This window comes from Bacteroides sp. DH3716P (genome assembly GCF_025914115.1).
GTDB lineage: Bacteria > Bacteroidota > Bacteroidia > Bacteroidales > Bacteroidaceae > Bacteroides > Bacteroides ovatus.
The window spans coordinates 4,292,931-4,308,525 of record NZ_CP083673.1; the positions used below are offsets into that span (position 1 = coordinate 4,292,931).

General features: G+C 43.3%; 9 protein-coding genes and 1 pseudogene. 1 reads left to right on the forward strand and 9 read right to left on the reverse strand.

The window, feature by feature from the left end; all coding sequences use genetic code 11:
• Positions 1-12: 12 nt before the first annotated feature.
• The 4 genes and pseudogenes from KQP79_RS16095 to KQP79_RS16110 all read right to left on the reverse strand — a co-directional run bounded on the left by KQP79_RS16095 (position 13) and on the right by KQP79_RS16110 (position 8,397).
• The gene (locus KQP79_RS16095; RefSeq protein ID WP_044135378.1) at positions 13-828 is read right to left on the reverse strand and encodes a family 16 glycosylhydrolase; all 816 of its coding nucleotides are present in this window, start codon (positions 826-828) and stop codon (positions 13-15) included.
• 736 nt (positions 829-1,564) lie between these two features.
• Positions 1,565-5,536, reverse strand: coding sequence for a hybrid sensor histidine kinase/response regulator transcription factor (locus KQP79_RS16100; protein WP_138343619.1), 3,972 nt, complete (start codon positions 5,534-5,536; stop codon positions 1,565-1,567).
• Positions 5,537-5,632: 96 nt separating this feature from the next.
• Positions 5,633-5,767 (reverse strand): annotated as a pseudogene (locus KQP79_RS16105) (helix-turn-helix transcriptional regulator); the annotation flags it as partial.
• 227 nt (positions 5,768-5,994) lie between these two features.
• The gene (locus tag KQP79_RS16110) at positions 5,995-8,397 is read right to left on the reverse strand and encodes a glycoside hydrolase family 3 N-terminal domain-containing protein (RefSeq protein WP_074704303.1); all 2,403 of its coding nucleotides are present in this window, start codon (positions 8,395-8,397) and stop codon (positions 5,995-5,997) included.
• A gap of 410 nt (positions 8,398-8,807) precedes the next feature.
• Here KQP79_RS16110 and KQP79_RS16115 point away from each other — a divergent pair, with 410 nt between their 5' ends.
• Positions 8,808-8,930, forward strand: a complete 123-nt coding sequence (locus tag KQP79_RS16115; protein WP_256331113.1) for a hypothetical protein — start codon at positions 8,808-8,810, stop codon at positions 8,928-8,930.
• Between the two features lie 120 nt (positions 8,931-9,050).
• Here KQP79_RS16115 and KQP79_RS16120 read toward each other — a convergent pair whose 3' ends face one another.
• From KQP79_RS16120 to KQP79_RS16140, 5 genes are all read right to left on the reverse strand, one after another.
• Entirely contained in the window at positions 9,051-9,530 is a 480-nt protein-coding gene (locus tag KQP79_RS16120) for a pyridoxamine 5'-phosphate oxidase family protein (protein ID WP_008023449.1), read from the reverse strand.
• A 190-nt stretch (positions 9,531-9,720) separates the two neighbouring features.
• Positions 9,721-11,877 carry a ribonuclease R gene (gene rnr, locus KQP79_RS16125; protein ID WP_008023447.1) on the reverse strand — a complete coding sequence of 719 codons (2,157 nt, stop codon included), beginning with the start codon at positions 11,875-11,877 and terminating at the stop codon, positions 9,721-9,723.
• Positions 11,878-12,227: 350 nt separating this feature from the next.
• A complete protein-coding gene (locus tag KQP79_RS16130) occupies positions 12,228-13,376 on the reverse strand; it encodes an FISUMP domain-containing protein (protein WP_004317012.1) in 1,149 nt (382 codons plus the stop codon).
• 36 nt (positions 13,377-13,412) lie between these two features.
• Positions 13,413-14,546, reverse strand: a complete 1,134-nt coding sequence (locus tag KQP79_RS16135) for a fibrobacter succinogenes major paralogous domain-containing protein (RefSeq protein ID WP_008023443.1) — start codon at positions 14,544-14,546, stop codon at positions 13,413-13,415.
• 3 nt (positions 14,547-14,549) lie between these two features.
• On the reverse strand, positions 14,550-15,590 hold the full coding sequence (locus tag KQP79_RS16140; RefSeq protein WP_138343621.1) for a BACON domain-containing protein: 1,041 nt from the start codon (positions 15,588-15,590) through the stop codon (positions 14,550-14,552).
• Positions 15,591-15,595: the final 5 nt, after the last annotated feature.

Consider the following 15,595-nt stretch of genomic DNA (forward strand, 5'->3'; position numbering starts at 1 on the left):
TATTTAAGATTCCTATAATATTTTCACCCAGTCGATGTACATCTTCACTTTCTGACCGTCTTTCAGGCCCGTCAGTTTATTAATGTCGGTAATCCCTGTAAACGCACCTCCCACGGCGAGGTTGAACAGAATGTAGAAGTTATCGTGGAAGTATGTGTTCGAGCTAATGTCGAACGTATGAAACTTGACGTTGTCGATGGATATTGTCAGGTTGTTTTCATCCCAATCCAGAGAGTAGGTGTGATAATTGCCGTCTTGCAGGCTGTTGGCAACATTGGCTTTGTAGTATTGCTGTTCGTGAGCCGCTGCGCTAGGGCCATAGTGAATGGCGGTGTTCACTTGTTTTTCCGAATCGCCCGCAGCCATTCCGCTCTGTTCTCCCATTTCCATAATGTCGATCTCCCCGCATGCCGGCCATTCTTTGTCGTTATCTCCCATCATCCAAAACGCAGGCCACAGTCCGCCGTTAGTCTTGGGAAGCTTGATACTTGCTTCTATCTTGCGATACTTGAAACTCTTTTTCCCTTTTGAATTGATCCTGCCGGAGTAGATTTTATTCCCTTTGCGTTCGGCGGTAAGAATCAGAACCGATTTATCCCCGTCTTTTCCAACCGACACATGAGCGGCATCGTATGCCTGTAGCTCTTGATTGGTCCAGCCGGGTTCATGAGTTTCTTTCGTCCATACTTTTTCGTCGAAAAAGTTGAAATCGTCTTTAAAAAGAATGTCTTGTGGATTTTCCTCCGGTTCCGTTCCAACAGAATCCGACGAACAGGATTGTTGCGCGAAGCAAACGGATAAAAATAGGAATAGTGCTACTTTTTTCATCGTTTTAGCATTTTAAAGGTTAAACGTAATATGTGCTTTATACTTGTAAAGCTTGGTGCAAAGATGCTAATATCCGGCTAAAACGATGGTCAGATTGCTGACATATTAGGTTTGATTGCTGACAAATCTGCTGATTTTTATCGAACGGACGTTATCTTACCCATTCTTTTTCGAAGATTGTTGCTATACAAGAATGAGGTAAATGATAATTTTGCGGAGTGCTCTGAAAGGGCTTAATTATATAGCGTAGGGCAACGCCCTACGTAAAAGCGACAATCTGAATTTGCGCCCAGAAAGGGCATAATTGTATACGGTTCCGCCCTTTCAGGGCTTGTGGCTGGTGTGTTTTTTTCGTAGGGCGTTGCCCTACGCTATATAATTAAGCCCTTTCAGGGCACCCCAATAAATATATAATTGTAAGGCTTTCAGCCTAACTGCAAAATTCCCATTTAACCGATAATTTCTCATTTAACTGCAAAATTCCCATTTAATTAAGAACGGTACGGAAATGAGGTAAACTCATACAATTATAATTCAAAAAAACTTTCGTAAACATTCTCAAGTGTACTTATCACTATGAGAAAAAATACTCATAGGTATGAGAAGAAATACTCATTATAATGAGAACTTTTTCTCATTGCAGTGAGAATATACCCTTGTCAGAATAGGCTGAAACAGTTCATTACTGTACCGGAAACGAGCTAATTCTAATTCAAAACCGAACATGAATGGTTGTCTACTTCCCACTATATTTACTTGGCTGCATCCCGAATTGTTTCTTGAACAATGAACTGAAATACTTCGTGTTGACAAATCCGGTTTCGGCGGCGACATCGGTTACGCTTTTACCTTCTTTCAGCAGTTCGGCAGCTTTTTGTAGCCGTATGATACGGATAAACTCTTGCGGCCCTTTTCCCGTCAGTGATTTAAGGCGACTGTAGAATAGTGTCCGGCTCATTGCCATTTCATGGCACAAGAGATTGATGTTGAAATCGGGTTCATCCAAATGTTCAAGAACAAACCGGGTAGCTTGCATGATAAACCGGCGGTCGCCCTCGGCCATTGTTTCGCTTGCTGTCGTTACATTTTTGTTGTCGATACTTTCATTGTTTTCATTGCTTTCATTGTCGTCACGTTTGCCGCCCGCCTCTACTTGAGCGATGGCTTGCCGCATGAAAAACTGCCGCTGCCTGTTTCGATTGTCAATCAATCCTTGTACTTTCAATTTCAGAATCTCTGTACTGAATGGTTTGGGGATATAATCATCCGCGCCTTTCTTCAATCCTTCCACTATTGCTTCGTGGTTAGCCTTTGCCGTCAGCAGAACGACGGGAATACCCGATGTGTCAGGATTTTCCTTGACCATTCTGCAAAGCTCGTCACCCCGTATGCCGGGCATCATAACGTCGGAGAGGATGATATCCGGATATTCATTGGCGAGACAGGCGATAGCTTCGTGTCCGTCGGCAACATCAATCACCCGATAGAGGTGTTCAAAGGTCTGGCGGAGGTAGTGACGGAGAGTTTCGTGGTCTTCTACAATGAGCAATGTATTCCGGTCGTCCGGATCTTTTATTTTATCCGTTTCGTGGCTGTTATTATCCGATGTGCCGGCAAGGTGTTCGAAGGATGATTCGTGCGACACGGGTTCGGCTACGGTGGTGGTTCGCGGCAATGTTACGATGAAAGTAGTTCCCTTGCCCTCCTCGGAACAGAAAGTGATTTTTCCATGCAGCATCTTTACAATGCGCTGCACCTGCAACAGTCCGAATCCGGTTCCTTCTTCCTGTGACTGCCGGGCATTTTCGGCTCTGTAAATATCGGAGAAGATGTGCTTCTTCGCTTTCTTCGGTATGCCTATTCCGTTATCTTTCAACGAAAGGATGGCTTTGCGTTTCGTGGCTTTCAAATCCAGACTGATTTCTCCCTGGGGCATGGTGTATTTGCAGGCATTGGAAAGAAGATTGTCGAGTAACATCTCTATCAGGTGTTTGTCTGCCGAAACGAAAACGGATTCGTTGGGTTGGGTCAGATTCAGTGTCAACTGCTTCTTCTCGCAAAAAGACCGGAAGACGGAGACTTCTTTCAGCAAAACTTCATTCAGACAAAGCGGAACCGATGAAGAGGATGGCTTGTGGGCGTCTACCTTTTCAAATTCGAGCAACTGTGTGATGAGCGAATGAAGTTTCTGGGTACTTTCATGGGCCAGATTCAGGTAATAACGGGCTTTGTCCGAGAGATCCTGTTCCCGGTTCAAATCCTCCAGAGGTGCCATGATAAGCGTCACCGGCGTGCGAATGTCGTGTGCCGTGTCGATGAAGAAACGTATTTTGTCTTCGTCGTATTTCTTTTGGAGCTGGTTGCTCTTATAGCGCAGGATGAAATAGAAAACGAAGCCTATTATAAATAGGTAAATAGCCCAAGCCCACCACGAGTTCCACCATGGTTGGCTCACTTTCACTTCTAAGGTGCTTTCGGAGATAGTCTTTCCGTCGCTGCGCCGCAGGCTGCGCACTTTAAAAAGATAAGTGCCCGGCGATACCTTGGTGTAGGATGCCTTTCCCTCGGCAGACGGTTTGCTCCAGTCATTGTCATACCCCTCTAAAATATGCTGATAGACAATATCGCGCTGGAAACGATAGTTGATAGATTCAAAAGAAACGGTAAACGAGTTGTATTTATAGCCGAGCCGTACCGCACGGTCGGCAAGCATATCATGGATGGCGGGTCTCAACGATTCTTCTTCCTGGACGTTTTGATAATCAACCGTCAGCCCCGTGAAACGCAGGAGCGTCCAGTAGTCTACGGTTGAGATGTCGAGTGGCATGATAAAGACAGCGCCATCCGTGCTGCCATACACAAACTCGCCGTTCATCAACCGGGCAAATGAGGATTTGTTATATTCCTTGTCTATATTGCCTGCATAGTTGAGGTTCGACACGCGCAGGCTGTCTATCAAGGCAATTCCTTTTCCGGTGCTGACCCACAAGCGTTTCTTGTCGTCTTGCTGCAAACTATATATATCATTGGACGGCAATCCCTCTTGAACAGTGAAAGTCTTTACCGTCCGGTTTTTCATGTCATATAGATTCAATCCTCCCCCTTCGGTTCCCAGCCACACGGTTTCGTCGTCATTGAATAGCATAGAGATGATATAAGCACTGACATTCTGATTGTGAAATTCCTGGGAATTGGCATAGTGCTGTATATTCCCTGTATGTTTGTCCACCAGGAAGAAACCGTTGACGGTAGCCACCGCTACCCGGTTTCGGTCGATAGGTTCAATGGACTGTACCCAATTCACGTCGAAAGACCGTTTGCTGCCTTTTTCTTTTTCAAACATGATCAGGCATCCGTCCAGACCTCCTATCCATAAGTCTCCCTCCATGTCTTGTCTGACGGAGAAAATATAATTGGTGGTCAATTGCCCTTGTTGCTTGGTGAGATGGCGTAACACGCGTCCGTTGTTATCCAGTAGATACACTCCGTCTCCGTATGTTCCTACCCATACGTTCCCATTTCCGGATGTGCAAAGAGAAATGGTTACGATTTCTTTCAGCACGTGTTTCCAAGTGCCTGACAGGGTGTTTCGGATGCTGATTCCATCATCGGTAGCGAACCATTGGTTGCCATCCGGGTTTTCTTCGATATCATTTACGTTGTTGCTGATGAGAGAATGGGTATTTCCCTTTTCGTGTATTAATATCGAAATGGGATGTTTCAGCAGGATAGCCACGGATACACCTCCCGTATAACTACCTATCCAGATGTTGCCCTGGTCGTCTCTGGTTACGGCATATACGCCGTTTCCGCGCAGGTAAGTATCTGTGTCATCTTTGGTGTTCATCAGTAAACGGGCTTTCTTGGTGTCCTTGTCTATCGCATACACACCGCCACCGTCCACGCCTATGAGTATGGTATGTACATCATAGTCTGTAATTGCTCGTATCGGATGAAGGAACGTGCTCCCTTGTCCCTCCAGCGCAAGCACTTTGGAAGTGTCGAGGTTCATCACAGACAAACCGCTGCCAAATGTGCCTATCCAGAGTTCTTTTTTCGGTTTGTCGCAGAACAATGTTTGTACATTCCACCCTTCCAGCAGCTGGCGTTTCTTATCCGGCAGGGCGTGTGACAGTTGCCAGACTCCGTTAGAAGTACCCACAAAAAGCGACTCGCCGGCAAATGCGATGTCGTTGACATATTGTCCTTTCAGCACGGCAACTATACGATGGTCCGCTTCTTGCTTGTATAGTCCTTTATCCGCCCCCATCCACCAGGTTCCGTCACTATCCAAACAGAGTTTGTTCAAGATGACTTCTTCCTGAATCAATTGTCCCAGGTGGAGGACTTGTTCAAAATGATCCAGGATGGTGGAATATCGGTAGATTCGTCCGGTGTGGTCGTAGGCAAACAGTCCTTGTTGTGCATCGTACAATAAGTAAAGCCTGCGTCCGGCAAGATCGCCATAATAGAAACTGCCCGGTAAATCATAGTTCTTTACCGTATGACCGTTGTATCTGTCTATTCCGGTTTTTGTAGCAATCCACATCGCACCGTCTCCATCCTCGACAATCGAAAAAACACGTTGACTACTAAGGCCTTCTGCATAGCCTACATGCCTGACATCGAACATCCGGTTGGTCAGTTCGGCTTTGACAGCCATATTTATCATTAGTAGTAAGGTGATAACAAGATTAAAACGAACCATATTCTTTTAATTGTTGACATTACAAAGATAAAGTTTCTTTAGAAAATCCCAACAGAATAGGGGTGTGAAATTAGAAGGAATATTCAGTAAATGTTCCTATGTAAAGTCAATTAGAAAATCAACAAGATTAATATTTCCGGGAATGGCAAGTTTCTTTCTTATTCGGTAACGGGCTGTTTCTACCCCACGAATAGTGAGATTGGTGAACTGCGCAATGTCTTTAGCTGACATCCTTCCCTTTTTACAGTGAACCGCCGAATACGCTCTGTATAAATAGGGCTATTGATAAGTTTCATCTTTTTATAGTTATAGTTGATATACAAAACAGATATGTCAGTTTTATTAAGCATAACTTATAACTCTATCCTAGTTGACGAAAGAGAAATAAAAAGAATGTGAGGTGGCCTAAATAGTAAGAGGCTGCCTCACATTGCTTTTAGTGACTGTCTTGGATTTATTTATTGCACTTCAAAACTCCCTTTCAACCGTATATCCTGTGAAGAAGCTCCCACCATAACCGAGAAACTTCCCGGCTCTACCGTAAACTGATTATTCTTGTCCCATAATCCCAAGTCTTGAGGAGTAAGGGTAAAGCTGACGGTTTGTTCTTCACCCGGTTGCAAATGAATACGTTCAAAACCACGCAATACTTTATCGTAGGTGGTAACGCTGCTGAAATCATCCCGGATATAAAGCTGGACTACTTCATCCCCTGCTTTCTTTCCTGTATTCTTCACAGTACATGAAAGAGTGATATTTTCCTGCGGACCGATCACCGGTTTAGATATTTTCAAGTCTGAATATCCGAAGGTCGTATAGCTTAAACCATATCCGAAAGGATAAAGTACACCGTCTACACGAACTTTCCCTTTAGAGTCAGAACCCGGCTTGAATGGGAATGCAAAAGGAATCTGTCCCACAGATTTCGGGAAAGTGACAGCCAGACGTCCTCCCGGATTATAGTCTCCGAAAAGTACTTTAGCGATGGCATCCCCCATAAATTCTCCGGGGAACCAGGCATGAATAATGGCAGGAATGTATTTGTTTGCCCAGTTGATGGTTGCTGCCCTTCCGTCCACCATCACTAGAACGACAGGTTTACCTGTTGCATAAACTGCTTCCAATAATTGTTGCTGCCGTCCGCAGAGGTCAAGATTGGTACGTGAAAACTCTTCCCGAACCGTTTTCTCATTTCCACCCAGTACAAGGATAGCGACATCCGAAGCCTTTGCTAATTCTACCGCTTCCTGAATCATCGCCTGCTCTTGTGTATCTAATGGAACATTGTACAGTTCGCTCTCCGGGAAATATTTATCAATAATATCACAGCCTTTAGCATAGCGAACTTCCGAGTTAGGCAGATATTCTTTGATTCCCTGATATACAGTCTTAATAGACGCATTGGCAGGACCATATCTGCAAGTCAGCTCCTTCACTTCTTCCGCATTCGGACCAATCACAGCTATTTTTTTGAAGTTCTTGGATAACGGAAGCATCTGATTCTCATTCTTCAAAAGAACGACGGACTCCAAAGCGGCTTCCATAGATACTGCTTTATGAGCGTCATTGTGTACGACTGTCTCCGGACGACGCTCATCACCGGGATACGGATTATCAAAAAGCCCCATCATAAACTTGACACGCAGAATCTCACTGACGCGTTGATCGAGCGTATGCAAAGAGACTTTACCTTCGTCGATAGCACGACGCAACGGGAGGATGAAATCTTGTGGCGGAGTAAAGTTGGTACGGATATTCAATCCTGCATTGACCACTTGTGCCGCCATCTCTTCTTCAGTCGGGGTGATACGATGTTTGGTGTGCAGAAACTCTACCGCCTCACTATCCGATACTACATATCCTTTGAATCCCCATTGCTGACGCAGAATCTCCGTGAGGAAATGATAACTTCCGGAAACTGGCTCCCCGTCATAATCATTATACGAACTCATCACTCCTAGAGCACCCGCTTCCTGAATACCTTTGCGGAAAGGTTCCAAATAAAGAGTCTTCATCTCACGCGGGGCCACGTGCGGATCAGTACGCGTACCTCCGTCGCGTCCACCGACCGGGATGCTATACACGGCGAAATGCTTGGGAGTAGCAACAATACCTTCGCTTTGCAGACCGAGGATCATCTGTTTTCCCAATTCGCCCGCCAGATACGGATCTTCTCCGTAACTTTCTACCACACGTCCCCAGCGAGGATCTTGTGCAATATCCAGAATAGGAGAATAAATATTGGTATATCCCAATGCTTTTGCCTCATTTGCAGTGACTTTCGCAATTTCCCGGATCAGTTTCTTGTTCCACGTGGCACCTTGCCCGCATTGAGCGGGAAACATGGTAGCCCGGTCGTGACATAATCCGCGTATTCCTTCATTGGTGAAGTCCACCGGAATGCCCAGTCGTGTCTGTTCTACAAACCAGCGTTGAATGGTGTGTCGGTTCTTTACACTGTTGGCATACGGATAGGAGATTTCAGAACCGAATTTACCCAGTCCGTTCGCCTGCTCATCAATGTTTCCGATACCGTCCTTCCAGATTTCTTCTGACCATGCGGCAGTAGGCCATGTATCTTTCAATACCCGTCCCGAACCGTAGAGAGTAGCCATCTGACAGGTTTTCTCTTCCAGCGTCATTTGCGAAAGCAAATCTGCGATACGGGCCTCGATAGGAGCGGAGGGATCTTCGTATACGTCCTTTACACCGTTCTTATTGAAGTCGATCCAGGTCTTTTTGTATATGTCTTTTGAGTTGTTGCCGGATTTGTTACCGGTAGGTTTGTTGCTTGCCGAGATATTGCCGGTGTAGATACTTCCGGCAGATATTAACAGGGCGAGACATAGTAATTTCTTCATAATTTATTTATTTGTAAGAGTACTTATCTATTTATGCTGCAAGTATACAAAAAGAATTTGAAATGAGAGGATAGAATAGTCTTTATAATCATGTTATAAACGGCTGCCTTGGTACTGGTGTATAGGGAGAATGGATATTATGAAGCAGGGAAGAATACCTTATCTCCCCTTTATTATTGTATTAAGTTACCGCTCTTCTTGCATCAGACTACCGATATGGTTAGTTTACCACGGCCGTGACGAATTCTCTCCACGGCTGTGACGAGAAGTTACCACGGCTGTGGGAAGATCTCCCCGCGGCCGTGGGGAATTAACTATATCGGTGGTTTAACGGATGGATAATGAAGGGATAACAGATGTATACCGGTTGCATTTCTTATGTAATGCGGGGAAGCAGGACGACGCTTACAATGAGACAGGGTGAGGGTAACAGCCTACCCTCACTTACCATCACCTTTACCCTCACACCTGTGATGCCGATGGATAAAGAGATACAGGCAGAGGGTGAGGGTGTGAGGGTAAAAGTGCCCTGAACTTTTGTTTGGAGAAATTTGCTTGGAGATGCTCCGTCATGTTTCTTGAATGCTGAATTCGTTTCTTAAACGGGTGTGGAGCATGAAGTTAAATTCATTAGCCGAAAGCCGGAAACTGTTTTATGGCTTTTCGTTGGCTCGCAGACCGAAGACTTTTCCTGTCATCTGCCGGACGGCTACTTTCCACACTTTTACGTTACGTACGGCAGGATCGGAATAGCTGAATGCGTTGTCTGTATAATGTCGCATGATGATATCCAGTGCACGGCGTTTATCGTCTATCTCTTCGATGAATTCCACTTGCCCCCGACACATCGCGCTTTCGGAACGCATACTGTAACTGCAGGCTACCTTTTCGTGTTGGTAGACAAGTTTATGTCCGAGGCTGAAAGTGATACATACATTATTATTATGTTCCAACATCTCTAACTTGCTGCCTTCGGGACCTGAATGCAGATATATGGTGCCATTTTCATAACCGAAGTTCATGGGAACTACATAGGGATTACCTTCTAAATCTGTAATGCCCACAAAACAGGCATCGCAATGCAGGATAATGGACTCGATTCGTTGTTTGTCTTCGATAATGACAGTCTTCATGGATATATGAATGTTATAATAGTAAGAATAATCAAAATGATACGCTAAAGTACAGACTTACGACTGATTACACAAATCTATGCAAACTTTTTTCTCGTTGTTTTCACAGATTTATCTAATCAATCGTATTCCCGTACTAATGTTATCAGGGGTTGAATGAGCTTTTCAGTTTGCTTGAATATTCAAACTTTTACTTTTCTATTAATTCGAAGTCCAATTGTTTCTTCTCCAAATTGGCACGGGCTACCCGAACAGTAATAGCGTCTCCCAAACTGTATATTTTGTTTTTGCGGCGTCCGCGAAGACAATAGTTCTTCTCGTCGAATTCGTAATAGTCATCATCCAAGTCACGAACAGGAACCAGACCTTCACATTTGTTTTCGTTCAGTTCTACATAAAGTCCCCACTCGGTTACGCCGGAGATTACACCGTCGTAAATCTGTCCCAGACGTTCGCTCATAAATTCCACCTGTTTATATTTGATGGAAGCACGCTCGGCATTGGCTGCGATTTGTTCCATGTTGGAGCTGTGGTCGCAGAGGTCCTCGTACTTGGCTTCGGATACGCTGCGCCCTCCGTCCATATATTTTGTCACCAAACGATGTACCATCATGTCCGGGAAACGGCGGATGGGAGAAGTAAAGTGAGTGTAATATTCGAAGGCCAGTCCGTAGTGGCCGATGTTATGAGTTGAATAACGTGCTTTTTGCATGGCGCGGATAGATACCGTTTCAATCAGGTTCTCTTCTTTCTTTCCATGAATGTCATCCAATAAGTGGTTGATGGATTTGGAGATATCCGTCTTCGTTCCGCTTGTGCGCACTTTGTAGCCGAAGCGGGCAATGAACTGTGACAAGTTCTCCAACTTCTCCGGATCGGGCAGGTCGTGAATACGGTAGGGAAGCACTTTGGGCTTTTTATTTTTGGGCACTTTACCTACAAACTCTGCCACTGTTCTGTTAGCGAGCAACATGAATTCTTCCACCAGTTTATTGGCATCTTTTGACTCCTTGAAGTAAACGCTGATTGGTTTTCCTTTTTCGTCAATCTCGAACTTCACTTCGTAGCGGTCGAAGTTGATGGCTCCTGCAGAGAAACGTTTTTCGCGCAGTGCTTTGGCAATGGTATCTAATGTGAGCACTTCTTCTTTGAAGTCTCCTTCTTTTGTTTCTATGATTTGTTGTGCCTCTTCATAGGTGAAGCGACGGTCGGAGTTGATAACCGTATGTACGATGCGTGAGTCTTTAATTTCTCCTTTTTCCGTAATATCGAAGATAACGGAGAAAGCTAGTTTTTCTTCGTTCGGGCGGAGTGAACAAATGAAGTTACACAGCCGTTCGGGAAGCATCGGAATGGTACGGTCTACCAGGTAAACGGAGGTTGCTCGTTTTTCTGCTTCCTTGTCGATGATTCCTCCTTCTTTTACGTAATGTGTCACGTCGGCAATGTGTACACCCACTTCCCATAATCCGTCTTTCAGTTTGCGGATGGAAAGTGCGTCGTCAAAGTCTTTGGCATCTTTCGGGTCGATGGTGAAAGTTGTTACCTTACGGAAATCTTCGCGTTTGGCAATCTCTTCTGCTGAAATCTCGGCAGGAATCTTGTCTGCTGCTGTTTCTACTGCTTTCGGATATACATACGGCAGACCGAATTCCGCAAGAATAGCGTGCATCTCTGTGGTATTGTCACCAGCCTGACCTAATATATCTATTATTTGTCCGATAGGATTCTTAGCCTTGTCCGGCCATTCGGTTACTTTCACAATGGCTTTATCTCCGGTTTTACCGCCTTTCAGCTTATCTTTCGGAATGAAAATATCATTGGCAAGTGTACGGTTCTCTGTCACCAGGAATGCGTATGACTTGGCTACTTCCAGTGTGCCGACGAAAGTATCGTTTGCACGTTCCAGTATTTCTATTACTTCTCCTTCTGCTTCTCTGTTCTTCCGTTTGGCATAAAAAGCAATTTTTACTTTGTCATTGTTCATGGCATGTGCCGAATTGCGTTCGGCCACAAATATCGGTTCGCCTCCTCCTTCAGGAATAAATGAATTCTTACCATTGCTTTTCCGTTGGAAAGTGCCTGTCATCTCCGTTCCATGATTGTTGAGACGGAATTTTCCTTTTTCTATTTCGGAAATATAATCGTCAGCTAAAAGGTCATGTAATATATCGACGCATAGCATTTTCTGCGGATGGGTGGTGAGACGCAGTTCTGAAAATATATATTTCATACTCAAGGTCTCGCTGGATTTGGCATGGAAAAAGTCTATTAATAATGCTGCCAGCTCTTTCTTACTCATTCTTTTGCCGGCCTTTTTCTCTTTCTTTTCTTTCTTTTTTGCCATATTATATGGAATTTATTAGTAGTTCAATCTACAAAGTAAACAAATTTTTGGACTTGATAGTTCTGAATGAGGACAAAACTTTTTGTGTTACTTGATATTTCATAGATTTTGAAACAGAAAGCCTCCTTTTCTGAATCAATTCGGAAAAGGAGGCTGGTCGGGTTTATAAAGAGAGAGAGAATAAAATTAGAATACCTTCGTTATGGTCATAATTACATATTGCATTTTCACTATTTCCTGTGTAGAGAGGCACATAAAAAGGGAAGTATATCTCTTGACACGCTTCCCTTATCTTTAAGAGAGAATTTATTAATTCTGTAATGAACTAATTGATGAATACTTGTTTATAACTAATTTTTTACGCAACGTACCGAAAGACCGCGTTTTTCTTGTATTCCTCCTTTATCAGAAGAATAACCTAATCCATAACTCATATTACTGAAATATACAGTTCCTGCTCCATAAGTAGCTTGGTCTGTACTCCAAAAATCTGTTCTACTCTTTGACTTAGGTGTTTCAAAACCTCCACTATGATAGCATTGTCCAGCAGGTATAACATTAAAGCCATAGGTATCACGCGGGCCATTAGCAAGGTCAGGATTTTCATCTATCATGCCAGATTCTCCCCAACCGTCAGTATCAAGTTTTCCTGTTAATGCTGACCAGACGTTTTTACAATCTTTATCAGAGTACTTATTTCCATCCTCATCTGTCCATACGTTACCTTCAACTGGTGCTAATTCACTAACAACAAAACTTTCTAGCTTTTTCCATTCTGCTTTACTTGGCAGGTGCCATCCGCTAGGACAGATTCCTTGGATACCACTTGGTATGGCTTCTGCATCTCCACCTGTTGCATTCTTTTGGTTCATAGCGGCATACCAATTATACAAGACTCCGTATGTTTTATATTCTTTCGTGGCTTTAGCTGCATTTACATCTTCGCCATCATAGTTGAAAACAAAATAGAGTGGATCTCCATCACTAGTAGCGGCAGCTTCCGGTTTGCTAACTGATGGTAAATAGGCCAAGTTCTCTGCCATCCATATTTGTTCACCAATCGTAACAATTTTGTATTCATGATTGTCTCGTGGGTCAATCATTTTTCCTTCTTCCGGTTCAGGAGTTGGTTTTGTTTTTTGTAATGTGACATTAACTTCACTTGTTGCCGTAGTGCCTTGATCACCTTTGACGGTTAATTCAATTTTTAATGCTCCTTCGGCTTGGTTAGCTTCAAATGTATAATCATAGCTAAAAGGCACAGCAGTAACTTCTGATATAGCTTTGTCTCCTACTTTTAATGTGACGTTTGAGATTTCACCAAAGTCAATCGTTGCTTCTCCTTTGATTGTCATTTTTTCTGCAATGTTTACCGTAGCTCCTTCAGCAGGTGCAGATATGGAGCATGTTACATGTTGCTCGGGAGTAGGGTCGTTGTTGTCGTCACCACAAGCAATTAGTCCTAAGACTGCGAATAAAAAGAATCCAAATTTTTTCATAAATGTATTTATATTTAGTGAGTAATAATATAATCGTTAGTCTTTGATACAACGGACAGGAAGACCTACTCCCGGATTGAATTCTGCATTGGTTACAAATGTGTGGAGGTCTGACCATAAACGTACGGTGATACCGAATTCAGGTCCCATTTGTACTCCGGCTGTCGAACTCCACCAGCCGGCACTGTAGCAGGTATGCATCCAATCTTCGTCACCTGCACATGCACGGAATCCGATGGGTAAACCGTTGAACAAGGTTGCATTATTCTTTTCCATTTCTACGCCAACCCAAGTTGGTTGAGGTTCTATTTCTGTATATTCTGGCAGCATCCACATTGTTGTTGAAGCTAAAGCTTTTGCTATGGCTGTTTCGTCTACTTGACCATCACTCATGATAGCGGCCATGCCGGAGTCTAAAACATATTTAGATAATGTCTGCCATTCTTTTTGCGACGGAATATGCCATCCGTCAGGACAAACACCTTTTATATTTCGTGTTTCATCTTCTCCTAATGCTGTTTCACCTTGAAGTGCTGCAGGTAAGTTATAGTAGGCTCCATAAGCTTTTAAATAAGCTTTTCCCAAGTCTGTTTTGATATCACTGTCGAACATGACATAATATTTGGGCGCTGTTGAAGATATATCAAAATTCTGTTCCGGTAAATAGCGTAAATTTTCTGCCATCCATAACTGGTCTGCAAGTTGTACCGTCTTGTATACATTTCCATCACGTGTATCTGTGAGGTCTTCTCCATATTGAGGTGGTGCAGGTCTGTCACCGAGTTCTGTTGTGACAGTAATAGTTGCCAAAGCACTGCCTTCATGATCTCCTTTGACTGCTAATTCAATTTTCAACTCTCCTGGTTCAGCTTCCTTGGGGAAAGTGTATTCATAGTAGAATGGAACCGAACTTATGTCGGTAATAACTTCTCCTCCTACTTTAAGTTCAGCGGAGATAATTTTACCATAGTTAGTCGTTCCTTCTCCTCTGATAATCAGTTTGTCTGATATTATAACGGTTTCTCCGTTAGTCGGCATAAATATCTCACAGCTTACCTGTTGGTCCGGAAGTATTTCTCCTCCTCCGCCTGCGGTGCTGTTGTCATCTTTACAGCTTGCACCAAGTAATCCTAATGCCACGATAAAGCTAGTTAATAGTATCTTTTTCATATGTTATTGGATTATGTCTTCTTTAAATAGAATACAATTAATAAAAATGGACAGATTGTCTATAACTTTCTGTAGTTTTGCATCTTCATATACCCGGAAAACAAAACCGAAAGGATCACTTTCTTTTATTCCGGAAAAAGCGAAAACGAATGTTCCGTCTGTTAACATTACGGGGCCTAATGAGATTGTTACAGAAGGATCTTTTACATAATATAGGTCAGAGCTAAGAATTTCGAATGAGAGATATAAATTGTCCTCGAAGACTCCTAGGTTTTGACCGGCCCCAAAAGCCAGGCAATTGTCTATGGCTTTTGCTTTCAGTTTGTAAGGCAATCCGGTTAGAATGTTTGAAAGCAGGTATGTTCCGTCTTCCTGTTTCTCAATGGTGACATCTTTCAAACCGTAATTCATTTGCCCGTCTGAAAACATGCCTTGCCATGTTCCGGTAAGTTCGTCAACATCATATTGTATTACCTGATAAGAAGCCGATCTGTCTTTTGCTGCCACATTGACAATAGCTCCTCTCATTTTTCCGGAGGTATTTTCTTTTACCTTGAAATTTATTCCCTTCGCATTCTGTTCAAATGACAACCATTCTTGAGCTTCTGCGGGTATGTCTATTGTATAATCGAAAGAACTTTGTAGTTTTATTGGCAGAGTAGTTGCTTTATTGTCGGTACGGAGCATCCATTCGTCTTTGCCGAAGATGAAAACAGCTCCGGATTGATTGATGTTGAATGCTTCTGTCTTTACTCCGTTACTGATTGTCAATAAAGCATTTCTACCGGAGTACCCGGTATTTTCTTTTACTTCGAATACCACTTCATTAGGATTTACTTCTTTCAGCACACACCAATCGACGTCAACATCTGCTGTTATATTTCCTGTTGACTGAAGTTGTATGTATCCTTTTCCGCCGGTAGCTTGGAAATTAGTATTTACAGCTTTGATTTCTAACTTGGATTCGCTACTTTCCGTATCATTGCATCCCGCTATTGCTACGATGCAAAGTACAAATAAGAATATATTAAAAAGCTTTCTCATAATCG